Genomic DNA, 23,782 nt, shown 5'->3' on the forward strand with positions numbered 1-23,782 from the left:
TGGGTTACGCTCCGCTAACCCAACCTACGCACAGGCGAATCAAATCGAATCGCCGTCAATCGCGCAGATACGTCACGATCTCAACGCGTCGATTGGGTTGCAGACATCGAATCAACGCATCGCGATTCGTATCCGGGCATTGCACGATCGGGTCCCGGCTACCCAACCCTTCGGCGCGAATCTTTTCCGCCGGCACGCCTTGTTGCACCAGTATGGCTTTAACAGCATCGGCGCGACGCTGTGACAAACCGATGTTGTAGGCATCGCTGCCCAGTCGGTCGGTATAACCGCGCACCTCGACGTGTCCAAACGGCTGCGACCTGAGTCGCGCCGCGATCTGCGCAATATCGGCCAGACCCCTCGGCCGGATGTCGCCGATATTGCCGCGATCGAAGGCGAACAGCGCATCTGCGGACAATCGCTCGACGCGTGGCGGCGGTGGAGGCGGAGGCGGAGGCGGTGCGGCGACCACGACCGGATAACCCGCAGGCACCATCGGCGCCGCTACCCACACGCCCGGCGACCAGACATAAACGCCGCCCGCCCACCGCCAGTAGCCGGGATGCCATGCCCAGTCGTGGCGCGGCATCGGAATGCGTTCATAGCGCGGCGCCGGGGCCGGCACCAGGATGACCTGGGCGCTGGCGGCCACAGGGGCCAGCAACGCAGCGCCCATCAGCGGTATCAGAAAAGCGACGGTCCATCGTTTCATATCAATCACTCTCGCTGCGAAGTATTGTCTTGCGTGAAACTGAATGCGACTTGCGCGTACAGCTGGGCGTTCATGCCGTCATTTAACGATAGGGTTACTCCCGGCGTTGACGAATCTGCGTGACAGGCAGCGCGCTGATTCACGATTCGTTTGCTATGCTCCCCGCCAGGCGTTGCAAGCCGCCACCGGGTCCGCGGAAAGGGTTTAACCCACTTGTCGATTGCTTGCCACCTACAACCTTTGTGCAGCCGGGCTTGCGGACCATCGGCATCCATTGCATGGAGGTTGTCATGAAAGTTCTACCCGAACGTGCGCACCTGGAGCACCTGCGGAAACAGGCCAAGACCCTGCTCGACGGCATCCGCCGCGGCGATCCCGAATCGCTCGAACGCATCCGTACCACCCTGCCCTCCGCCGCACGCCTGGACCACCACGCCATCGCCGCGATGCCACTGCGTTTGCACGATGCGCAATCCTGCCTGGCGCGCGAATACGGTTTCGATTCGTGGATACAGTTGAAAAACTACGTCGAGCTACAGGCCGCCTCTGCCGATGCGGCGACGCAAAAGCGTCAATGGCGACAACGGGTCTTCGGCCATGGCTACCAGCCGGCCAAGCCGCAACTGGCCGAGCGACTGCTGCGCGACCATCCTGGCCTGACGACACACGCGCAGAGTGTAAAGAGGACCCAAAATAGGCTTCGTCTTTTCGTCGTCAAAACGGCATTACCCAAATGGTTGTGGCTGATAACGTCAAGACCGTTCGCTCGCTGATCATTGCGTAAAAACGATTTGAACAACCCGGCCATCTCTGGCATCGAGGTCGATTTCCAAGCCGCCGCCGATGGATCCAGCGGGAAGCTTTCTCTCGCTGACACGCCAGATATTGCCATCGCGAACGGCGATCATGTTCCCTTGCCATTCCTCATCCGATGGTTCGTCCCGTGACGGATTCATGGAAGTCCAGATGGCTCTGGCAATTGAAATAGCCGCCACCTTGTCTCTAATGACGCCTTGCGGGGGTGGTGACCACCAGGAATTTTCTTTCGCCAAGCTTGCGTCAGCGCAAAACAAAGCGGCGAAAAGAACGAGCCAAATACAGGTGAATTTAGGTGATGTTACGTTCGCACTCATTGCCCCTCCTGGTAACAATCGCCTGCACGGAAAGCAGCTGATGGGTACTAGTCGACTATGGGATAGTCGTAGCTGACGTTATATCGAATCGCTGCATTCGGCAGACGGCATTCTGAGTAGGTCATCACTCCGCCGAATGTTCTCAAGGTCGTCACAAAGATATCTTCCACAGAGACATTGCCGAGCACATCCGGGACGTGAACACCTTGATCACGGGGCGGTTCGACCAGGCCGCCTATTTGGAATACGTGCCTCGCGTTAACCGACTTCCCGTAATTCAACACCTCTGATGAGGTCATTGCGGCGGAAATGGTTTTCACCGGGTCATAGTTTTCCGCATAGTTCAATCTAATATTTTCGATTCTTGTACGCAAAAGCCCGTTGGGCATGCCCGGCCATCTTGCCACCACCAGTCCGCGGTCGACGCTTATCTCAGGCGAAAGGACGCCTTTACTCAGGGATTTCTTTAAAGCGTACGGTAAATCCATACTTGTGCCAGACACGGCCAACGAAAGATCCGGCAGCTCGATCAATTCGGGGTTCGTATCAGAGCATCTTCCACTCACCTCCAGCAAAACGGGGACCTGCGGGCTTTGCCGCTGGATTTGCGAAACCAACGGCCACTCTTGCTGCGTGCCATCCACCCACTTGTCTTGTGACGTTGCCGTACGAGCAAAGGCCAGGCCGACCAGAAATATGATTAAGGAGAAACCGACATCCCTCCAGCTTCGCACGCACCCTCCCACCGCTGAAATTTCACGCAATCTCTAATTGAAGGTGCTTGGCAACTATCAAATCTTTGTCACGTGCTGATATTTCATCGGAACCTCCATACGGGTCGAGCGACAAGTAAATTTCACCATCGCTCGATATATAAAATTTCAGGTCTTCAACATTGTAAAAATAAAATTTATTGGAATGATAGAAAGAAAATTCAGATACTTCAGTAAATTTGAGTGTTGCCGTAGTGTAGTCAGCACCATGTCTCGATCTAAAAATTATTTCGACAGACGCCTCGCCATCGATGCCACTGATGCACAAGGATCTCAACGTCGAATCCAGAAGACTGTTTTTCCCGCTCAAGAACGCAACCGCATCGGCATCAAACATAACGTGATCCACTTACACTCCCGATTGCTTAGTTGAGTGGCATATGAAGCATTTTCAAAATGGATTGGTGGATGGCGAGCCGAATGGCGCACGATCCTTCATGTTGCGTCCAAGCCAATCAATAGGTCCCATCGCCCCGGATAGCACCGCATAATACGCAGATCGGGTTGTGCATTTATCCCCTGCAACCTGCACCAACAATAGCGAAGCTCCCACAAGAGCACCCTGGTAACCGTATTCAGCGGACTTTGTGTAGTAGTAGAGAGCCTCCAGCTTCTCCCCCTTTTTATCGCTTATTACCCCCAAACGCAGATCAACATCAACGTCATTACCTGTTGACCGAGCTTGGGTCTCGTCCTCCAGCTCATTGCCGTGATCGTCGGCATAAAGATCCAGGAGAAGATTTCTAAATTTATCACTTGATACAAGGCCTTTCTTCCAACGATCCAATCGAGAATAAAGTCGATCGCGATCTTCCGCCTGCATGGATCCGAAATACCCTCCTTTTTTCTTCATTAACCACAGTATCGAGGTTATCGGATCAAAAACGTCGTTCAATAGACGAGTCGGATCGACCTTGCTAAAGAAAGCGCCTGACAAGGTCGGATTTCTGTACACGTACCACAAAAATACTTGCATCTGCGCGGGATCAAGATCGTTGCGCGAATGCCTTAGAAAATCTTCGTTCGCTGGCGCTTTTGTTGTGCCAAATAATGTATCCAAGTAGCTGTATCTAAAGGATGCTATCGGCATATCACAGTGCACAGGAACAGCACACGAAACGCTGGCAAAGAAAATAGATGATAGTACACACGCGACGGTCAACTTTAGTCTCATTTCGCTACTTCCTATCCTTTTAAGTGCCGAGCCTATTCCCGCCCAACTTCATGCTATTGTGATGAGCGCGCGGATTATCGGCCACAGGTGAAGCTGGTTAGCAGCCCAATCCAATGCTTAGATGGACTAGTGATGAATGGCCCCGACTTCTTCATTAACATAAATATAATTAGAATTATCGATTTCAACTGCTGGCGTGTTTCCTCGAATATTTGTATCAAGCAACCTCGTTCGCTCTAATTTGTCGTCGCGACCAATTAAGCAAATAAATCTATATTTATTACCATCAGAAAAGATAAGCATAATATATACAACCGTTTTACCTGACCATGCAGCAGCACTTCCGAGCCGCACCGCGACAGGACGGCTAACGAGCATGTCATTCATGCTAAGCAATGCGTTCGAATTCGCAGTGCACTCCGCTTCTGCCCGGAAAAATCTCTCCCCTTTTTTTTGCTTCGCCGCCATACTTTATGGATTCATATAATCCAACATCGTGTCTATCCGAGGCTTCCGCAACCAGCTTCTCCCAACTCGAAGAAGCGTCAGATGCTGAGGCAGAATTTAGAATGGCCGACATAATTACCAGAAAAATGGCAGCACACCACATCAACTTATTTGCAATGATCTTGGTCATTCTAAATTTTCCCAAAAATGCCTATCCCGCAAGAATCTCAAGTTAAGCGCAATCGAAACATTGGCGGCAGTAGCGTCAAGACATCGATCAGTTGAGAGAGTCATGGACGGCCCCTATCCTTTTCCCTCATTCCACTTCGACGATGTGCAATTAGTGGGTGTCACCGATTCCATATTCCAATTTATGTGCTTCCATTATTTTTTTAATCGAAACAGGTATAGATGATGAAGATCCCAAATCCGGTCCAAGGGATAACTTCAACGTACCCACGTTAAGCGGCGCTCCATTATTTGGTGGACCCGCCATTTTTAATGCAATTTTTAGAGCTGGAATTACCCGATATGATTTTGCGCCTATATTGCCCAACGAAATCGCAATAAGACTCCTAACGGTATCGTCATCATCTTTCAAATTGTCAACAATTAAATCAATGGCATGATCATCAATGCCTTGACGACAGAGAACGCCCATTTCATCCACCAATTTCACAACACTCTCTGCCGATCTGATTCGCCGTTGAGCAACTTCTTCTTTTGGCAATTCAGTGGTCATTCGATTCAACGCGATGTAATCGCGCGCGCACTCCCCTCCAGTGCGCTCACCTTGTCCTGGGAGGGCGAAGCACAAACCATATAGCGTCGAAAGCGCAATTGCCCCCAGGCAGCTCCTTTGCCAACGTGCACGCATCGTATTACCCCCATAAGCCCGCGCTTTGCGCGCAGGTATGCGGATAGAAATAACGTAAAGCCGAGTACATCGTCAACGAGAAAATTCGTGTGGCCGCGCAGCTTCAGGATTAATGGGGTCGGCGACCCTAATTCGGCGCCCAATTTCCACCGCAGATCCGGAAAATTCACCGTTTAAGCGATGCGCTTAAAGTCACCATATTGAGATCCGTGAGATCCGGGACATCCACTATTTAAACGAAACGCTCAAAGTCACCAGCTCGGTACCTGCACCGCCCAAGGCTCATATGTCTCCCTCATCCCCATTTCTTCTACCCAAAACCTAGCACATAGGGTGCCCCGTCGCCTCATTCCACCTCGACGATGAGCAATTAGTGGGTGGCCCCGATTGCAACTGCTGCCGGCACTGCGGCCATGGCGAGCGCAGCACCAAATGCCACACATAAAATTCGTTTCACACCCATTGAAAATTACCCTGTTAGCCTGTCGACTCTGGCATGGCCCCGCCCTTTTGTCTGATCAAAAATAAGGTAACCCAACCCCGTTGTTCCCGTTGCCGGGAAAATTATGGCAAATCTTCCCCACCATAAAAATCGAGTTTCAGACCTATCGACGAGGATGCGAGATCAGACAACAACTTGCTTGGAAAATATAAAAAGAAATTATTTTCTGAATATATGCCAGCCAAGTAGAAAGACTCTCCACCAGTTTTGGCAAATCCTCTAATGGTATCGATAGGCAGATTGCAAAATGAACGCTCGATGCAGTCAATAAAGGGGTACTTCTCATCCAAAAGAACCCCACCACTTATGTCAAAGCTTATGTGCGTTTTTGAATAAACACCTCCCAGATATCTCCCACATGTTGTTTTCCGTTTTCCCCCAACCGACCTTGAGTATCTTACCGGAAGCGTAAAGTTCCGAAGAATATCCATGGCCTCAAGATACGGATGCGAGACATGCAAGCTCAAACGGTATTGATTAAGTTCTGTCATCAGATACGGGACATCCACTATTTAAACGAAACGCTCAACGCCACCAGCTTGGCACCTGCACCGCCCAAGGCTCATATGTCTCCCTCATCCCCATTTCTTCTATCCAAAATCTAGCACATAGGGTGCCCCGTCGGTTCATTCCACTTCGACGATGAGCAATTAGTGGGTGGCCCCAATTTCGCCAATTCCACCATCCTACTCGTCGGACCAATAGCTGGTTGCCTATGCGTCTTGGCGGGTGACCCCGATTCCGCCCTTAAATCTAACTTACGGCAGGCTGAGCCTGAGTTATTAAAGTGGCGCCAACGGCAAGCTCTTGGTCCGCAAGAAGCACTGCAAAACGGGGATTTTCTTCGCGCACAAAACTCAAGTGAACATGCTGATTACCAAAATCATCAACACCTAGAAATTCGCAACGCACCGCATATGAACCGCTTGGAATTGAAATCAATTCCGAGTCCGAGATACTGCTAATTTCCAACACAATATTATCTGCCACGCCGAATGGCACCTCGATAGCACGTACCGCATTGACGTGAAGAGAGCCAAAATGCTCGGGCGTATCGACTTCAATTGTATGCGTCCCGCTCTCTACCAAAGTGCGGAAAGACACACTACCCGGCCTCCAAGCAAACCCTTGCGCCACGTGTCCCGAAGTCCAGTCGTTAAACGGTCTTTGCAGCGTACTGTCGAATACGGCAATTTGACTGTAAGAAACATGCAGACCAACAGTGGCTTTCATTTCTATTTTCCGACCTGGATTTGAACTCTAGCACCATCTGGCAACGCTCGACACGCATTGCCTATGCATGCACCCGCCGACATATTGTCACGCGCATTTACCGCCCTGACACTTGCTTGGCAAATCAGGGGCGCAAATCCGAGCGCCCACTATTCAAACGAAACGCTCGAAGCCAACAGCTCGGCACCGTGGGTGATCCCGATTCCAGCCCGCCCCGATTCCGCCGCCGATTCCCGTGCCTTCAGACACCCTGGATCAATTCAACTTGAGCCCAGCCTTGCTCACCAGAACCAAGCTCCGGGTGCTCAATGGCTTCTCATCGTCGTTCCAATCCTGGATCTTTATCGATGTCACAACACCCGCTGGACTGACGTCGTATTGGTAGGCCTCAACAAGCTTGTTCACGTCAACATGCGGTGAGCAACCTGTTCGGGTAAACACCGAGCACATCGCAGAGCCATGCCATCCGCCATTCGCGAGTCGCTTAATTACTATCCTTGGCCCATCTGAATATTCCGCAGAATGCTCAGCGCCCTTTGGGATAGCGAATACTAACTCGGCGATGGATCGGCATCTGAATGCGCGGGATGAACAATTTTCAATTGGCCCATCGACCTGCGGCATGTCATTGGCGGGATTTTTTACGTCGTTGAATGCTGTGCCTATGATGGCATTATTTTCTTCTATGCCAATAAAGTAACCTTGTTGCTTATCCACATACCGTATCGGACAGGTAAGATCACTAACCGAATAGATGCTGTTATCGAAGCAAGAGGCGCTAGTAAAAGCCAGGATCATCGCCATAATAGTCATTGACCTGGCTCCAAAAAGGAAATTGCTGCGTCGTTATGAGGACGAATGGTGGGTAGCCTCGATTCCATGCCGATTCTGTTTCCCAACTCTGCAACTCCAAACTCTAAGGAAGCCAGCGCGTGATTAGAACCACCCAGAAGCCATCCCTTAGCTCTGTAGTGCCCTCAGCCGTCACCTCGTCGTCAGTGATAGTCACCCTCATTCCCCGACTAAGCTCTATGGAATTGCCATCAATTGCCTCCAATGTTTGCTTGGTCCCGAGACGAACTGCTCCATCGGCGTCACTATTACCAAAATCCACAGGAAGAATGATCGACATTTCAGTTTCCTAGTTTGATTTGGGCTTGGGGTTTTTAACCAGATACCAGATACGGGACATCCACTATTTAGACGAAACGCTCAAAGCCACCAGCTCGGCACCTGCGCCGCCCAAGGCTCATATGTCTCCCTCATCCCCATTTCTTCTACCCAAAACCTAGCACATAGGGTGTCCCGGCGTTTCATTCCACTTCGACGATGAGTAATTAGTGGGTGGCCCCGATTACCCCGATTGCCATTTTCCGACTGACAAAAGTCAGTTCGATTCTATTTCTTCGCATTGATAAACGATTTGATGGAAAAGGCGTGCGTCAAATTCCAAGTGATTCTTTGCAGCCCATCGAACTGATTCGTCAATGGCCTGGTGGGCCTCATGACGAATGTGGACTAGTGCATTTTCCGGAAACTCTTCGGGCAACGCGATTTGTACAGCGAGTATTGACATTTTCTTGAAGTAAGAACCCGTACGTACGCCGTAGAAATCGGGCTTCAGCATGTTCCCGGGAATATGGAATGCCAAGTCCAATTTCAGAGGCGTCGTTCGTCCCTGTATGCATTTCTTGATGTCATGGCGAAAAGTCTTAATAGCAAATTGCCAAGCCTGGCAATTTGCGCCACTCCCTCCGACCAAGGTACTAACTGAAAGAATGCCTATATCTTGGTTTTCTGATTGATTAAGGTCCATTGTTAACAGTCCCATTTTTCATCGCGTTACCACGCCAACTTTCATGATTTAATGGACCGGGATCACGTTCAACTATCCATCGTTCAAGGTCTAGCATCTGCCTTCTAGTTCCGGATGTAAAAATTTGCATATCTCGTCCAAACATCTCTCTTGCGGAGTAACGCTTTGCAGGATTGTATGTCACTCCCCACTTTAGAAATTCACCATTATCCGCTACCAGGCGGTACAGATCGTACAGATCAGATCCGGGACATCCAGATCCGGGACATCCACTATTTATAACTTTGCGCCGTGGCCCGGGGGAGCGTTATCCGCACCTGCCGCGACGCTTTGTCAGCGATGGACTAATGGTGGGTGGCCACGCCGCCCCCCCCCCCCGATTCCGCCAGCCCCGATTCCGCTGAGTATTTCGATGAACTGCGCCGTGCTGCAGCTGCGCAGATCGTCCGATGATTCGCAGACGCCGCCATACATCAGTTGGTCGGGCGGCGGCTGTACATTGCGTTGGCAAAACCTAGTTCGCGCCAGCCTAGATCAATAGCCGAGAAGAGAGATGCCTATGATTGTTGGGCGATTCTCGGTACACACCGTATTTGATACAAAGACGACCACTCGGGATTTCGTAGAGAAGGCAGTCAAAGCGGTGGCTAGATACGTCTTGTACCCCTGGGTGCTCGAGTTAGCCTCGTAAGCGTCCGTAGTAGTGCATCCGGCAGGATTAACAATCGCAGATGTCGTACTTACAGTGAAAGCGTCTTCATTCCATCCCGTATTGACTTGAACAACGGTCCCCGCATTATTTTGAGTCTGCGCGAAAGCTGACTGAGCCAAACATGCCACCGTCATACACACCAAACTTATAGCTTTTATTTTCACCCTCATATCCCTCCGTGAAATTAGATGCGATGCGTACATTTACAAAAATTCAGGGATCGCACACCTACTTAGAACCTCAACGCACCACGCCAAGCTTACCAGTGCTATGGCTTGGGGATATTTTTGATCGCACAAAGTTATCGCTCCATCTTGAAATTGCCAGACCTTGCTTCAAGTTAACTCAGTGATTTAAAATTAATCAGGTAAATCCAGGGGAGTTTTCAACGCGTTGCTATCAACCAATATTCTACGCGCTATTTTTTGCACGAGCATGCTCGTCTTGAGTCAATCCGCGGTAGCCGCGGGCTACAACTGCCTAGGAACCGTCAATGACGTTGCTGTATTGCCTGACGGCAGTCTGGCCATAGGTGAATTTTATGATGCGTCAACGCCTGATTATTGGCTCTACCTGTGCAACGTGAATGTCGCAGCAAATGGCGGAAATGGCGCAATTTCAACGACTATTTGCAAATCTTGGCAGGCCACGCTGCTTACCGCACAAGCCACGGGCAAAAAAATCAATATTTGGTTCAGCGACACTCTCTCTTGCGGCACGCATCCGCAGTACACAGTCGCCGATATCACGTTTGGCCCAGCTCTCGAAAACTAACGCTTGACTGCTGCCATGGAGAAGGCTGGCCCGGCGCATTCATCGCGCCCAAGCACGGTCGCCATTACTTTGGCAATTTTTACGAGATCATCCTTGAGCACCAGCATCAAGTCATCACGGCCATGTAGGCAATCTGACAGTAACCAGTGGAATCTTTGTTCGTGTACAGGGTTACTGTCTTGCCGCTGGCTTGGGCAGTCAGAAGCATCGCCAATAGTCCCTTGTAATTCGGATCGCTGACGTTGATGTAACCCCAAGTGGGGTCGACAGCACCCGGGCAGATCGTCGATTGACCTGCTAGATAAACGCGTATGTCGTAGTTACCCGGCGCACCACCGAGTCCGCCCACGCCATTTATCTGGGAAATTTTTCCCGTAGCCGTGCCATCCCACGCTGCTGCGGGCATTGCGGCCACTGCGATCGCGACCCCAATTGCCGCATGCAAAACTCGTTTCATGCCCATTGAAAATTACCCTGTTCGCCGGTCGGTTCTGGGCCGACCCACCCTCTGCCTGATCAAAAATAAGGCAAACCGACCCCGTTATTGACCCCGTTGTTGTGTTGCGCCATGGCCTAGTGAAGCGTTATCCGCAACTGACGCGACGCCTTGTCAGCGATGGACTAATGGTGGGTGGCCCCGATTCGCTTTGGCCCCGATTCGCTTTCCCCGATTCCAATCCTGGGTGGCCCCGATTCCAATCCGTTACTCATTTTTCCGACTTTCTCGCACATTTTATCCCACTAGCCACAACGAAAATTTGCGACACAGCCAGACAGAAAATAAATATTTTTCTCGTTTGGCCATATGTTCCATAAACGACGACGTTGATAGCAGTCATCCCTGCCGCCCAAAGAACTCCAAGCAGCTCATCAAATAGAACACGCTTCAATATCGGATGCATAAAAAATCCATTACTCTTGATTTTCGTTCAATTTCTCTGAACCAACCGCACCTGCCACGTCTCCGACTCTGCTCGATTGCGATGCCGTAGCCTGAAGTATCCCGGGCCGAACTGCCGTGTCACCCACCGACTTGGTGGTGTTTGAAATCGTTGTACCAATCCCTGCCGGTGTATTGATCGCTGCCTGTGACATGTCATTCATGGCACCATTGGCCGTCGCACCCGCAAAGTCGCCTGCAGCAGAGCTTATCGCCGAACTTAGAAAGCTACCTGCTATATTCGCACCAGCCGCATTAAGGGCGGCTTGAGCAGATGGCTTCTTGCCGCCGGCAATGTCATTAGCTGCCGATGAGGCAGCTCCCACGGTCCCGCTTATGGCCGCCTGTCGCAATACAGCCTGCGTTACTGTAATGGTCCCTGCCGTTGCCGCACCGGTTAGTGCCGCCCCACTTCCTCCGGTAACCGCGCCCCCCAACGCCGATATGGCAACCTCTGTTTTGTTGACAGGCTGGTTCGGGTGAAAGTATTTCTGGACACCAAAATCGATCCCTCCTCCGACAAAAGCACCAACCACAGCAATCTCTAGAATACAACCATCCCATACACATCGCCCATCCGGGTCGATGTGATTGACTGGGTTATTGTCAACATAATCATAGCGATTGAAATTGAACGTGTTGGCTGCTGCTGGCTCAACGGGATCCACGCTCAGGAATCGCCCTGTGGCTTGGTCGTAGTATCTATGCTGCATGTAAACGAGATTAGTCTCTGGATCATTCACGTGCCCTGTGTATCCAGGCCCATTCGGTACTGTCCCCGGATTACTCGTCCCTGCAGGCGCATACGTTCCATACGGCGTGTAATCAAACGTCGCCGTGATATTACCGTTGATATCAGCCTCCGCGAGCGGCGTGCCCTGCGGGTCGGTGTACACGTAGGTCACTGTGCCAGTGGTTTGCGCCACGGCATGCAGGCTCGCGAACAGCATCAGCGATGCCATCCATCTCAAGGCCCGCTGCACCAAGGCGCCGCGTTTCCGTTTCTCGTTGGCAGTCACGTGTTTCTGTCCTTCTCTGTCCGTTTTGACATCCACGTGCCGAAAGCCAGCTATCGCCGCGGCACCAACGTCCCCACTTCGCCAGTCCCGGCAATGACCCGTCACCGCCGGCTGGATTGGCATTACGAAATCAACTGCTCATTCATCGCGCTTGTACAAACGGCACGTCAATCGATGAAGCTATGTAACGAACCGACCGCTCAAAGATGTTCCATTACCCTGCAACAAGCGACGCCGTGCACGTCTGATCGGAAGCCTGGGTATACACCACGCGGACTTTCTTACCTGTAGCGTCGGCGTTCAATACGACAGCCAGCATGGCTTTGCCATAGTCCGTACTGGGATCGGCGAGATAAACCACGCCCCACAAACAGCTGAGCTGCAAAGGCTCATTGAAGATCACGTAGGTCGGGCCGCTATTTGGCGCGCCGACGGACTGGACGGTCTTGCCGTTTTCGTCGTTCGAAAAAGCCGGGAAAGACACGATCATGGCGAGCAACGCGGATAAAACAGCAGTTTTTTTGATGCGCATTTTTCAAGTCCTTGCAAGTGATATCAGAGAGCCCCTGCCATGGCATCACGGATTAATGTTGATGCCGTAAATGAGTGGACGGCCGTCCTCGGCGCAGGTCGTATTATTGACAATTACAGTCACATTCTGTCGGCTGACGACAGCCGATAATGCGGTCGCCAGGGCCGTCTTATATCCACCATTGGTGGAATACATACTGTAAGAACCGGTACTTGAGCAGTTGGCTGGATTTATATACGGACCTGGCACGGTCACGGCAAAGCCATCACTTCCCCAAGCGCTGTTGAATTGTGTAATAGGCCCCGGATTGGCATAAGTCTGAGCTAAAGCACCGCTTGCGAAGACTAGCAACGTCAACGAGAAGCACCACTTCCACATAGCCTTGGAAAACATCTTGACCCCCGCAAATAATCTTTAAAAAAGTGCCGGAATGAGCGTTGGTTTAAAGTGCCACCCACACCATCAGTCATCGTCTTCCAAAATAAAGTTGATGATGGGCGATATATTGATACTCACCTTTGTCGCCACGACGGGGCTCCACGGTCCGCATCCGGCGCTGTTACACGCCTGTACCTGATAGGCATAGGCTCCCACCGGCTTGCCCGTCGCGTCCCACGAAGCATCCGGGCCACTGTAGACGGTCGTCCATGCGCCACCCTGAAACTGCTCTTGCAAGTTGTAGGAGCTTGCATTGTCGACACCCACCCACAATACGGTGTAGTTGAGCGGCGCCGACGAGCGGTTGACGGCCAGCAACGGAGCCACCGCGGGAATACTTGGCGAGGACTGGTTGCTGACAGTCACCGTAGCCACGGCACTCCAGGAACCGCAGCTGCCATTGGCGCACGCGGCGACGCGATATTGATAAACCCCGTTCGCCTGACCGGAGACGCCAAACGCATCGGCGTCGCCGGTGTAAATGGTCGTCCAGACGCCGTTGATCAGCTCGCCCAACTGATAACTGGTTGCTCCGTTGATGCCGTACCAGCTCACCGTGTAGCTGCCCGTGGTGCTATAGGCGGGAGGGAAAAGAACCGTCACGCCCATGCCGCTCGCGTTTGCGCCGGTCGTCAGGTTGTCCTTGGCTACCAGCTTCGTCCCCAGGTAGATGAAGTTGGTGCTGGTTCCGGCAGAAGCATTCCATTGGTACAGCAGTTGCCCGGGCTGGTTATAGAAGTAATACGTGGACGCGCCGCTATTGGTGACCTTGCTCACTCGCCGGCCATTGGCGTCGTAGGCGTAACCTTCCACGCTCGGTATTTGCAGCAGCTGGTTTTCGGCATCGAAGTTGTATTGCGTGGTGGTGCCGCCGCTGGAAAGGCTATTGCGATTGCCTTGGGCGTCGTAACCGTACTGCGTAGTGACAGTGCCGCTTTGAGCCACACTAACCAATCTGTTGTTGGTGTCGTAGTTCAGTGTCAGCGGCGCGACGCTGGTTGTCCTTGTACGCAGGTTATTGAGCGCGTCATAGGTATAGCTTTCAGTGCCATACAAGCCACTGGCCGTCGCCTTAGTCAGGCGATTGAGCGCGTCGTAGAAAAAGGCCTTTGTGCGCGGACCGTTGGTTAGGTCGCCAACGCCGGTAATGTTTCCGTCTTGGTCGTAGGTAAAGTCTTCGCTAATGCTCAACGTGCTGCCAGCGCCATAGCTGAAGTTGCTCAGCAGTTGACGTCCGTTCTGTTCGGCGACGTAGCTGGCACCGTTGCCGAAATTGAAGCCGGCCACCTGACCGTTGGGGAAATAGCTGATGCCGTTGACATAGTTACCTACGGCGTTACCTACGGTGTTACCTACGGTCGTCGCGCGCCCCAATGCATCAGGGGTGTATTGAACAGTCTCACCATTGGGATAAACCAGGGCACTGAGATGGTCATACCCATCGAACTGGTAACCGACGGTCCACGGGTTCTGACCGTTAACCTGCAGTGATTCCTGCGTAACCTGGCCGCGCGAGTTGCGTACGGCCGACCAGGCGGTCGTGCCCGAAAGTGAGGCGGCTACGTTGCCCAGTGCGTCGTAGGTAAACTCCGTATCCTGCGTCCCCGCTGGCGGGGTAATGGTCAGTACGCGATTCATCGGATCGTAGGTACGCACGGTCTGCGCGCCACTCGTCACGTCGGCCTGCCCACAGGTGCCGTCGCTGATGGCCTGGCCTTGCGCACTCCATTGCAGGTTGTTGGCTGCGTCGTAGGCCATCACGGTGCTGCCGCTTTCCGGTTCGGTGGTGCGGCACAGGCGGTGGTAGCTGTCGTAGACCAGGGTCTTGGTGATGCTGTCGTTTTCGGTGCCGTAAAGGCCCGCCTGGTTGATGGAGGTGGGATTGCCGTAGATATCGCGCGCGATGGTCTGCGTGATGCCGCCCGGCGCACTGACCGAAATCGGGTCTTTGTAGTCGGGCTCGTCGAACACCTGGTAATGCGTGGTGGTGACGTTGCCGTTCGGGTCGGTCACTTGCTCGCCGGCGCCGCTGAGGTAGGCGGTGGAGGTGGTCAGGCTTCCCAGTTCGCTGTCTTCCTGCGTCTGGATCACGCGCTCCAGCGCATCGTAGGTGTGATGCGTGCCGGTGGTCACGGCGGTGACCGCCGGTGCACCGCTGACCGGGTAGGACGCAAAGGTGGTCGCGCCGGTGTAGTCGTACGCCGTGGCCGTGGTGATATCGGAATTGGCGGTATCGCTGATCGCCGTGTCGCTCAACACCGGGCGCAGATCGGCATCGAAATACGTGGTGGTAACGGCATCACCCACTGTCGTGGTGCGATCCCAATGCAACCCCGTGATTCCCCGCTCGGTGGCGCTGGTCGGCGTATAGGTGAAGGTCTTGGTGTACCAGGACACACCGTTGGGGTCGTTGGTGGGATAGGTGATTTGCGCAATGCGTCCGATCGGGTTGTAGCTGTATTGGGTGGTGAAGCCGGCCTGGTCGGTGATGGCGGTAATTTCGCTCAGGTCGTCCACCGCCAGGGTCTGGCTGGTGCCGTCGGGATAGGCGATGGATTGCGGAATACCGCGGTAGTAGTTGCTCAGGCTGGTGGTGTGGTTGTTGCCGTCGGTGAAGCTGGCCAGCTGGCCGGCACCGTTATAGGTGTAGCTCATCATGAACTCGCCGAAGTGCGAGCGCGCTTGCAGCAGGTCCAGGCTGTTGTAGGTATTGACGGCCTCCACCTCGCTCGCACCGTTGCTGGTGTTCGTCACGGTTTGCGGCAGGCCCAGCACCCACAGGTTCGTATCGTTGAGGTAGGCCGTGGTTTCTTCGAATGGTGTTTGCCCAGCGATGTCGTTGTAGCGCTTCACATCCGTGGGTTGTGCGTAGGCGTTGAAGGCCATCGCCTGCCAGGTGTAGTTCTGGCCATCCTGGGTGGTGGTGCGCTGGCTCAAGGGCGACAATTGCTCGGTTTGAAAGTAATTGTTGCGGTACGACAGGTCGGCGCCGTACACGCTTGGCCAGGCACCGGTGGATGCATTGGCGTAGGTGTTGACGACAGAACGCATCAGAGTGCTGCCATAAGCGCCGTTGTAGGTGTCGCTGCGTAGCAGCAGCCCTTCGGTGGCGTCGAAACGATTGCTGTAGGTGTAGCGGGTATCGTTGCCGTTGGGGTCGGTGACATCGGTGTAAACGGTGGTCGGGCACGTACCGGCCTGAGCGCAGGCATCCGTCGTCCAACTCGCATTCGCCGGCGAATAGCTGTAGGTCCAGGTCTGCGTCGGCATGCCCGCACCGGAGATCACTTCGCTCAGGATGGCCGGCTGCACGTACCATTCCGGCCAGATCGCCTCAGGATAATCAAACGGTGGCGTGCTTCCGCTTTGTCCCCAACACCATTGCGGCGTATACGACCGACCGCTCAATTTCATCGCGGTGTTGAAGGTGCCCGTGAGCCCGGAGGGAGTCGTGATCGTACCGCCACCGGAGCCCGGCCCGCTTAACGCAGTGGTATTGGAATACGGAGACGGAAACTGATTGAGCGAGCAGACACTGGACCCGAGGAAAAGGTTGTACGCGCCCACGTTGATGTTATAGGACCACGCGCTGCCATCGGGCAATTGGACACTGGTCAGGCTCGTTGATCCGTAGGTATACGTCCAGGTGCGCGGCGAAGCGTTGGCGGCCTTGGCGGTAATCGATTGGATCATCGGTTGGCCGGACACGTACGTGATGTCCACTTCGCGGCCGTCATTCGCCGTAATGCTGGTGAGATACCCCGAGGTGGGATCGTAGTTGTAGGTCAGCGTATTGCCGAAGCGATCCTGGATCTGCGTGACGTACATGAACGCTTCTTCGCGATACAGGACGGCAAGCCCACCCGGCCCGGCGACCATGGGCGCCACGCCCTGTCGCGTGACGGCAGGCTTGGCTGCGGCGGGAGTCTGTGCAGGGACAGGCGCCTGCGTCGCGATGATCGTACCGTCAGGAGGGATCGGACCACCCGCACCCACGATCGGATACCACCCTCGATAAACCAAGTGACTAAAGGTGTAGCGCGTGCCGTCGGGTGCAATGGCCAGGAAGCCTTCGCCGCCATCACTCGCCTTGACACCGCACGTGATCATCCAGTTGTTCTTCGTGACAATGTTGAAACTCGAGCCACTGATCGTCGGAGAGAGCGTGTTCGCGCTGTAGCGTGGCAACAGTTGTTGCTTGCCTTCGCCGGGCACCATCAGGTTGTAGCCATACCACCACTCATCCGCCACCCAACCGCCCTCGGCGTCCGTGGACAGAATGCCGGGTGGCGGATTGAACGAGCTGCAACGATTGGTGGTGCCTACGTTGGAGTCGTTCGTGCCGCCGGCCCACGTCTGCCAGCCCAACGACGACGACGCCATCGTTTCGATGCGGGGGATGTCCAGGTCCCAGTCGCCGAAGGGAAAAACGGGAGGACTACCTTGGCCAAGAGGCCACTCGAAAGATTCCCCCGATCGCGCCACGGTGATGGTCGGACCATTGCCGCGCAACGTGACGTCGGTGACGTTGAACGACAGGCTTCCGTCGTAGGTGCTGATGTTTTCGCCGAACGGATGCTCGCCCAGGGGCTCGATGTTTTGATCGACCTGGATCAGCTTCTGGTATTCCAGATCAGGGGTCGCTCCCGAGCTTTGGGCGTGGCACAAACTGGCCAGCATCAAAAACGCAGCCGCCCACAGGCAGCTCCTTTGCCAACGTGCACGCATCGCATTGTCCCCTGAAGCCCGCGCTCTGCGCGCAGGTATGCGAATAGAAATAATGCAAAGGCGCGTACACCGTCAACAGGGAAAATTCGTGCAGTTGCGCGAGTGCAAGGTCAGCTAATCGACAGGTGCGCTCGGCTACACGAACCCTTCACGCGCCATCCATTAAGGCGCATCGCCCGCCTTGCCAATCGCTTGACGCATCTTGCGAATGCGTGCATATGCAACCTCCGCACTGCTCTGCCCCATTTCCATTAATACCGAAGCAGCCCACAACGCTTTGGCGAGATCGTCGGGGTTGATGTCCACATCCTGGCTCAGCAAATCGGCAAGGCTTTGGGTGATGCCGCGTGCACCTTCCAGCAGAAGGCTGGCGTCGTCCACGAGTTTCAAAGGATGACAAATGGGAGCGCAGTAGTAGCTGGCGTTGAGGGTGATCCAGGCACCTTGGGCGCGCTTCTTCATGGGTGGCTCCTTGCGGTGATCGATGCATGCTTTGCCGGTTGCAGGAATGAATGGCTGTTTTTTGGCAACAGCGGGCCGGTCGCACTGGTGTGCGTCGAAGGGTTCACGGTTTTCTCCACACGTTTAGATCACGCCGTACATTGCGTACGGCGTGAAGGGCTTGCAGGAAAAATCCTGCACGACTAATCGGAATGGGCTGACCGGATCAGTCGGACGCCCTGATGGCCCGACATCGCATCAGCCTTACGGTGGTGAAGAAATACGCGAGGGGTGCTCGGGAGCGAGGACGCGCGTGGGCGCGTGACGTATCATCGGGCGTAGCCATGATTAACTATCTCTCTAAGTTAATGGTGGTTAGCGGGTCGTGTGGGGTGCAACCCATGCGATCCGCGCTCTTCACTGCTTGTCGGGCGACGCGGCTCTCGTTGATGGAGGCTCGCCCGACGTTTCTATTGTCGCGCTACCTGCCTTTTGTGCGCTGTCAGTAGAAGCTGATAAAGCGCTACGGTTTATCTCGCACGACGTGCTCCGTCTCCCTTCGTGGAGCGCCGCGCAACATGCTCCCTCTCCCCTTCGGGGAGAGGGTTTGGGTGAGGGGTCGGGGCTTGCGAAGAGGTATTTGCTTGCGTGGCGCGAGTGATTTTTGCTCTCGCACTAACGCAGCGTCGCGCAAGAGTGGCCCCTCACCCCAGCCCTCTCCCCGGAGGGGAGAGGGAGTACCGCGCGCACTAACGTGACGTTGCACGAGCGTGACCCCTCTCCCCAACGGAGAGAGGGGCAATGCTCGTTACCAGCCTACAGTGATGGTGGCTACCGTTGGATTGGTGCCGATCAGCGACGAACTGAAGCCTCTCACATCGTCATACGGAAAACCGTAGGTAAGCCCGTTGATGCTGTGCGCGTGCCAGAACGCGGAGTAGGAGTTGGTCGGCGAGCTGTTGTAGAAGTCCGACGAGGTATCCCACTCGGATGCATTCTCGGCGATGTGTCGGTTCAATGCAGCATCCACCTGCGCCTGGATCTGCAACTGCTTGGCGGTGGGAACACCTGCCGCGGCGTTGGTGGCGTCGTTGAATACGCCATTGCCCAGCAGCACTTCCTGTGTGGTCGGCACGTTGTTGATGTAGTACGTGCCCTGCCCGTCGGTAAATACGAACTGGTTGCCGACGACATTGCCGGTGAAGGTGCCCTGGGCATCGGTGAATACCAGCGACTGGGTGCGGTACTGGTTCCAGATGGATTGAATGTAGCTGTCCAGATAGGTGGCCTGTGCGCCGCCTGCACCGAACGCGCCATGCGCCGGGGCCACGATGCGGTAAGGCGCCTGGATCTGGGCCAACGACTGGAACGGTTGCGGCACCTGTGCCACGAATTCCTGGAACAACGCGGCGCGACTTTCCGTTTCGCCCACGGTCTGGTTATAACCCGTGATGTCTTGCAGCTGCAGCAGAATCGGCATGCCGAACTGGTCGACGCGGGTGGTGTTGCCGTAGAAGTTGGTGCTGTTGATGTTCACTTCCACGAAGTCGAAGGTCACATTGATATTGGGATCGCTGGGGTTGTCGATGTTCGGGCCGGTATAACCGTAAACCGGGTTGCCGACCGCCTGGATGTACATCGGGCTGCCCACGCTCAGATAGATGCGCGCGGAAAGGATCTGCGGCACGGTGAACGATTTGCACTGCGAGAACGGAATGGAATAGTCGGCGTAGCTCTGGCCGTTCTTGCTCAACGCACCGTTGTCGCCTGGCGCCATGGGAATGAGGTCGCCGGAGCAATCGACGTGCACGAAGGTGCCGGGGTGCGCGGGATCCTGGCCGACCATGGTCCAGTAGACCTGGCTGTCGGCATAGGTGCCGTTGGTGCCGTTGACCAGATTGAAGGTGGTGCCCGCTGACGGAAATACCGGAGTGGGTGAAGGCGTCGGCGTGGGCGTAGGTGTTGGAGTAGGTGTCGGCGCTGCATAGGTGAGCGTCTGCGAAGGTGTATTCACCGCCGATCCGTCGCTCTGGCCGATGGTGAACCAGTAACTCACCTGCTCGCCGTTGGTAAGGCCGGAAACCGCATAGGTGCTGTCGGTGCCGCTGGTGCTCATGGTCACGTTGAGCTGACTGCCGCCGGCCGGGGTGTAGTGGAGGTCGGCCCAGGTGCCGCCATCGGCATAGAACTGCGCCACGCCGCCCGCTTCGTTGGTGGCGCCATAGGTTTCCGTAGGCGTGGGAGTCGGCGCAGGTGTGGGAGCGGGTGTCGGTGTCGGCGTGGGAGCCGGCGAGCTGCCGCAACTGCCCTGCGAGGTCCAAGGCTGGCCGCTACCGGCACCGCCGTTGTTGGTGGACGGGTCGTTGCCCTGCGTCCACCAGTTGGCGACGTAATTGATGCCGCCTTCGCTGGCGGTCATGCCTGCCGTATAGACGGCCGAAGCACTCCAGGCCGCTGCGCAGGCCGTCTGCGCGTACACCGCCTGGGTAGGCGCGAGCGTCAGCACGGTGGCGGAGAACGCTGCGCACACCGCGGTGCCGAGCGAACTCATGGCGAGCGTGGACCAGGCTTTCGAATTATTTCTTTTTTGCACGGACTGTCTCCTTTCTTTAGGTCAAATCACTGCCAAACGAAGGAAATGGCGATCTCGCGGCACGCTTTCGCGCGGCCGTGGGGGACAGTCGCCGTCGGGAGTTTTCTGGTTATGGTCGCGCTCGAGGCTGAAAGTACAAGCGCTGTCATTATCAAAATACAAGCGCTGTCATTTTTCCGTGACGGGGGTCTAGTAAGTGCCTGGATGCAAGCACGCAGCCGGAAAATTCGAGGAGTGCAGTAGCTCCCTCTCCCCTCCGGGGAGAGGGTTGGGGTGAGGGGTCGGTCTAGCGATAACGCAGCTATCTCAACGCGCGTCTGCGCGGACAATTTCTTCGTCCGGGCGATTCCGCAAGAGTGTCCCCTCACCCTAGCCCTCTCCCCGGAGGGGAGAGGGAACGGTCACGCCTCAGCGCACGCCGCGCACCGGCGAGATGGCCCACGCGCTCAGCATCACGAGCACCGCTGCTACGACGAACAACACCGCATAACTCCCACCGCTCATCCACAAAATGACCGGCGCCATGGCTGGCATCAGCGATTGCGGCATGACGTTGGCGATGTTGAAGATGCCCAGATTTCCGGCCGCATGGGTTTCGCGTTGCGGCAACACGTCGGTGACCAGGGCGAGGCCCGCAGCAAGGTACACGCCCTGGGCCGCACCGGTGATCGCCATGCCCGCGAGAAACCACGGATACGAAGCAGCGAAAGCGATCATCAGCAAAGCCACCGCATAGACCAGCGCCGCACCGGAAACAAAGACCTTGCGCCGACCGAAGACATCGGAAAGGCTGCCACCCAGCGCACTGAAGATCGCCACCGCGCACGACTGCACCAGCGTGGAAAGAAAAATCCGGCGTGGCACCTCGGCCGGTGCGCAACCCAAATGGTGGATCAGATAGAAGCCCTGATACGTCATCAATACCGCGACACCGGCGAACAGCAGGAAACGGCTGCCCCAGGTCCAGGCGAAATCGGGGAAGCGTCGCGGATTGATCCAGTAGCTGCCGATGAATTCGCGCCAGCCGTAGCGCGGCCGCTGGGCCGTTGCCAAATGCTGATCGGGCAGTACCCAGGCCAAAACCAGCGCGCAAGCCAAGGCAATCGCCGCCGGCAACAGAAACGCTGCGCGCGTGGAGTCGGCAAGCGCCTGTACCAGAAAGGTGCCGCCAATCATGCCCGCCGGCAGGCTGATGCCCACGATGCCCGACACCGTGCCGCGCTGCGATGCCGGCACCTGATCGGCAAGGATCGCGGCCAGGGCCGCCAGCTCTGCGTTGTAGGCAAGCTGCGTAATGCACCAACCCACCAGCAGTTGCGAAATCGATGCGGCCGTCGCAATAACCGCCAGCCCCACTGCCCCGCCCAAGGCACCCGCGATCAACCAAGGCCGGCGCATACCCAGACGCGAGGTGGTGCGGTCCGACAGCCGGCCGAAGAACGGATTGCCGAACAGCGCCATCAGCGCACCCACGCCGGCCACCAACGACAGGCTGCCGGTGGCATGTGCCGGTGCAAGCACGCGCACGCGCATCGCCAGGCCCACCAGGATCGGCGGCAACAATGCCATCCACAAACCGGTATAAGCCATGCCATAGACAGTGGTGAACAGCCAGCCGATCGGGCGCACGTGCGATGCCGCAGCAGCGGTCGCCCCGCCCTGCGGAAATCCGCGTATCGCCGTTTCGGCCACGTCGTCCATCACCGCCTTCGCATCCCCATGAATCCGCGCTGCGGGCTCCTGGCGAACCCGATGGCGGCGAAGAGCTGATCCTACGGCTTTTTGGGCCGGGCGGTGGATGCGCGCAGTTGCATTTGATAAGGCACGCGCGCCTGTTGCCGCAGGGCCGGGTCGCGGATGGAGCGCAAGACACTTTCGACGGCCAGGCAGGCAATCTCGCGGCAGGGCTGGCGCACGGTGGTCAAGCCGGGCGAGATCAATTGCGACACCGGCGTGTCGTCGAAGCCGCATACCGAGAGGTCGTCGGGCACGGCCAGGCCACGTTCGTAGGCTTCGCGGATGACGCCGCAGGCAACGTCGTCGTTCGCAGCAAAGATGGCGGTGGGCGGACGGCGCCGGCTGAGTAGCTCTCTACCGCCGGCCACGCCCGACGCAAAGGTGAAATCGCCCTCCACTACCAGCGATTCGTCATAGGCGATACCGGCCTTGCGCAATGCATCGCGATAACCACTAAGCCGCCACGTGTATGCGCCGTGCCCCTTCAATCCGGTGACGTGCGCGATGCGCCGATGGCCGAGCGAGATCAGGTGCTCGACGATATCCGCCGCCGCCTTGCGCTCATCGAAGCCGATGTCGATGCGCGACTGGCGCAGCTTGGAGGACACCGTTGCATAACGGATGTCCAGCTCGTCGAGGCGTTGCAGCAGCTTGGTGTTGTTCGCATGCGGCGGCACCAGCACCAGCGCTTCCGGGCGATGGGTGGCCACGAAGCCATCGATGCGCGCCGCCAGATCGTCGGACGCATCGAACGGATGCAGCACCGCGTTGTAGGCCGTGCCGGTGCACGCCTGCAGCACACCCACGATCAATTCCATGATGTAGCTGGAACTGGCCGTCGGGTTGTCGTAGAGCAACGCGACCAGATACGAGCGGTTTCCCGCCAGCCCGCGCGCCGCCGGGTTGGGTACGTAATTGAGCGCGCGAATCGACGCCTCGATTCGCGTGCGCAGCGTGGCACGCACGCTTGGATGGCCGTTGAGAACGCGCGATACCGTCTTGGTAGAAACCCCGGCATGCGCAGCAACGTCTTCGATTCTCGCAGGCATGTACGCCCTATCTGTGTATGACTTGCAGGCGTCCATGCTAACCCAAGCAGAAGGCCCGCAACCATCGGGGAGACGCCCTTTTCGACCGAAAGTACCAGCGCTGGTATTTTCTATTGACAGCGCTGGTACATTTGACTAGCGTGCTTGGCGGG

General features: G+C 55.8%; 23 protein-coding genes. 2 read left to right on the top strand and 21 right to left on the bottom strand.

Features of this window, described 5'->3' with window-relative positions:
* Nucleotides 1–55 precede the first annotated feature (55 nt).
* On the bottom strand, nucleotides 56–712 hold the full coding sequence (locus ISS99_RS04525) for an OmpA family protein (protein WP_239537660.1): 657 nt from the start codon (nucleotides 710–712) through the stop codon (nucleotides 56–58).
* A gap of 290 nt (nucleotides 713–1,002) precedes the next feature.
* Here ISS99_RS04525 and ISS99_RS04530 point away from each other — a divergent pair, with 290 nt between their 5' ends.
* Nucleotides 1,003–1,485 carry a hypothetical protein gene (locus ISS99_RS04530; protein WP_204630395.1) on the top strand — a complete coding sequence of 161 codons (483 nt, stop codon included), beginning with the start codon at nucleotides 1,003–1,005 and terminating at the stop codon, nucleotides 1,483–1,485.
* Here the strand turns inward: ISS99_RS04530 and ISS99_RS04535 are convergent, their stop codons facing one another.
* The 11 genes from ISS99_RS04535 to ISS99_RS04585 all read right to left on the bottom strand — a co-directional run bounded on the left by ISS99_RS04535 (nucleotide 1,486) and on the right by ISS99_RS04585 (nucleotide 8,667).
* Complete coding sequence (locus ISS99_RS04535) at nucleotides 1,486–1,845, bottom strand: hypothetical protein (RefSeq protein WP_204630396.1); 360 nt, start codon at nucleotides 1,843–1,845, stop codon at nucleotides 1,486–1,488.
* 47 nt (nucleotides 1,846–1,892) lie between these two features.
* Nucleotides 1,893–2,579 (bottom strand): hypothetical protein, encoded by a 687-nt coding sequence (locus ISS99_RS04540; protein WP_204630397.1) that lies wholly within the window; start codon nucleotides 2,577–2,579, stop codon nucleotides 1,893–1,895.
* Nucleotides 2,580–2,601: 22 nt separating this feature from the next.
* Nucleotides 2,602–2,955 (bottom strand): hypothetical protein, encoded by a 354-nt coding sequence (locus ISS99_RS04545; RefSeq protein ID WP_204630398.1) that lies wholly within the window; start codon nucleotides 2,953–2,955, stop codon nucleotides 2,602–2,604.
* 54 nt (nucleotides 2,956–3,009) lie between these two features.
* Nucleotides 3,010–3,678: a hypothetical protein gene (locus tag ISS99_RS04550; RefSeq protein WP_204630399.1), complete on the bottom strand. Its 669-nt coding sequence runs from the start codon at nucleotides 3,676–3,678 to the stop codon at nucleotides 3,010–3,012.
* A gap of 240 nt (nucleotides 3,679–3,918) precedes the next feature.
* Nucleotides 3,919–4,179, bottom strand: coding sequence for a hypothetical protein (locus ISS99_RS04555; RefSeq protein ID WP_204630400.1), 261 nt, complete (start codon nucleotides 4,177–4,179; stop codon nucleotides 3,919–3,921).
* A 1-nt stretch (nucleotide 4,180) separates the two neighbouring features.
* Nucleotides 4,181–4,429, bottom strand: a complete 249-nt coding sequence (locus tag ISS99_RS04560; RefSeq protein ID WP_204630401.1) for a hypothetical protein — start codon at nucleotides 4,427–4,429, stop codon at nucleotides 4,181–4,183.
* A gap of 150 nt (nucleotides 4,430–4,579) precedes the next feature.
* On the bottom strand, nucleotides 4,580–4,981 hold the full coding sequence (locus tag ISS99_RS04565; protein WP_204630402.1) for a HEAT repeat domain-containing protein: 402 nt from the start codon (nucleotides 4,979–4,981) through the stop codon (nucleotides 4,580–4,582).
* A 1,390-nt stretch (nucleotides 4,982–6,371) separates the two neighbouring features.
* Nucleotides 6,372–6,851, bottom strand: a complete 480-nt coding sequence (gene comJ, locus ISS99_RS04570; protein ID WP_204630403.1) for a competence protein ComJ — start codon at nucleotides 6,849–6,851, stop codon at nucleotides 6,372–6,374.
* 255 nt (nucleotides 6,852–7,106) lie between these two features.
* Complete coding sequence (locus tag ISS99_RS04575; protein ID WP_204630404.1) at nucleotides 7,107–7,664, bottom strand: hypothetical protein; 558 nt, start codon at nucleotides 7,662–7,664, stop codon at nucleotides 7,107–7,109.
* Between the two features lie 103 nt (nucleotides 7,665–7,767).
* A complete protein-coding gene (locus tag ISS99_RS04580; RefSeq protein WP_204630405.1) occupies nucleotides 7,768–7,983 on the bottom strand; it encodes a hypothetical protein in 216 nt (71 codons plus the stop codon).
* Between the two features lie 255 nt (nucleotides 7,984–8,238).
* Nucleotides 8,239–8,667, bottom strand: a complete 429-nt coding sequence (locus ISS99_RS04585; RefSeq protein ID WP_204630406.1) for a hypothetical protein — start codon at nucleotides 8,665–8,667, stop codon at nucleotides 8,239–8,241.
* Nucleotides 8,668–9,823: 1,156 nt separating this feature from the next.
* On the opposite strand from ISS99_RS04585, the gene ISS99_RS04590 reads away from it, so the two are divergent.
* Nucleotides 9,824–10,153, top strand: coding sequence for a hypothetical protein (locus ISS99_RS04590; RefSeq protein WP_204630407.1), 330 nt, complete (start codon nucleotides 9,824–9,826; stop codon nucleotides 10,151–10,153).
* A gap of 106 nt (nucleotides 10,154–10,259) precedes the next feature.
* Here ISS99_RS04590 and ISS99_RS04595 read toward each other — a convergent pair whose 3' ends face one another.
* The 9 genes from ISS99_RS04595 to ISS99_RS04635 form a co-directional block, all read right to left on the bottom strand.
* On the bottom strand, nucleotides 10,260–10,616 hold the full coding sequence (locus ISS99_RS04595; RefSeq protein ID WP_204630408.1) for a hypothetical protein: 357 nt from the start codon (nucleotides 10,614–10,616) through the stop codon (nucleotides 10,260–10,262).
* 449 nt (nucleotides 10,617–11,065) lie between these two features.
* Complete coding sequence (locus tag ISS99_RS04600; protein WP_204630409.1) at nucleotides 11,066–12,148, bottom strand: RHS repeat-associated core domain-containing protein; 1,083 nt, start codon at nucleotides 12,146–12,148, stop codon at nucleotides 11,066–11,068.
* A gap of 178 nt (nucleotides 12,149–12,326) precedes the next feature.
* Entirely contained in the window at nucleotides 12,327–12,644 is a 318-nt protein-coding gene (locus ISS99_RS04605; protein ID WP_204630410.1) for a hypothetical protein, read from the bottom strand.
* Nucleotides 12,645–12,689: 45 nt separating this feature from the next.
* Complete coding sequence (locus tag ISS99_RS04610) at nucleotides 12,690–13,037, bottom strand: hypothetical protein (protein ID WP_204630411.1); 348 nt, start codon at nucleotides 13,035–13,037, stop codon at nucleotides 12,690–12,692.
* Nucleotides 13,038–13,106: 69 nt separating this feature from the next.
* Complete coding sequence (locus tag ISS99_RS04615) at nucleotides 13,107–17,810, bottom strand: RHS repeat domain-containing protein (RefSeq protein WP_204630412.1); 4,704 nt, start codon at nucleotides 17,808–17,810, stop codon at nucleotides 13,107–13,109.
* A gap of 162 nt (nucleotides 17,811–17,972) precedes the next feature.
* The gene (locus ISS99_RS04620) at nucleotides 17,973–18,272 is read right to left on the bottom strand and encodes a hypothetical protein (RefSeq protein ID WP_204630413.1); all 300 of its coding nucleotides are present in this window, start codon (nucleotides 18,270–18,272) and stop codon (nucleotides 17,973–17,975) included.
* Nucleotides 18,273–19,059: 787 nt separating this feature from the next.
* Nucleotides 19,060–20,844: a beta-1,3-glucanase family protein gene (locus ISS99_RS23460; RefSeq protein ID WP_284343812.1), complete on the bottom strand. Its 1,785-nt coding sequence runs from the start codon at nucleotides 20,842–20,844 to the stop codon at nucleotides 19,060–19,062.
* A 408-nt stretch (nucleotides 20,845–21,252) separates the two neighbouring features.
* Nucleotides 21,253–22,545: an MFS transporter gene (locus tag ISS99_RS04630; RefSeq protein WP_239537661.1), complete on the bottom strand. Its 1,293-nt coding sequence runs from the start codon at nucleotides 22,543–22,545 to the stop codon at nucleotides 21,253–21,255.
* A 71-nt stretch (nucleotides 22,546–22,616) separates the two neighbouring features.
* Nucleotides 22,617–23,630 (bottom strand): LacI family DNA-binding transcriptional regulator, encoded by a 1,014-nt coding sequence (locus ISS99_RS04635; protein WP_204630415.1) that lies wholly within the window; start codon nucleotides 23,628–23,630, stop codon nucleotides 22,617–22,619.
* Between the last annotated feature and the right edge of the window lie 152 nt (nucleotides 23,631–23,782).

The organism is Dyella mobilis (assembly GCF_016904945.1).
GTDB lineage: Bacteria > Pseudomonadota > Gammaproteobacteria > Xanthomonadales > Rhodanobacteraceae > Dyella_B > Dyella_B mobilis.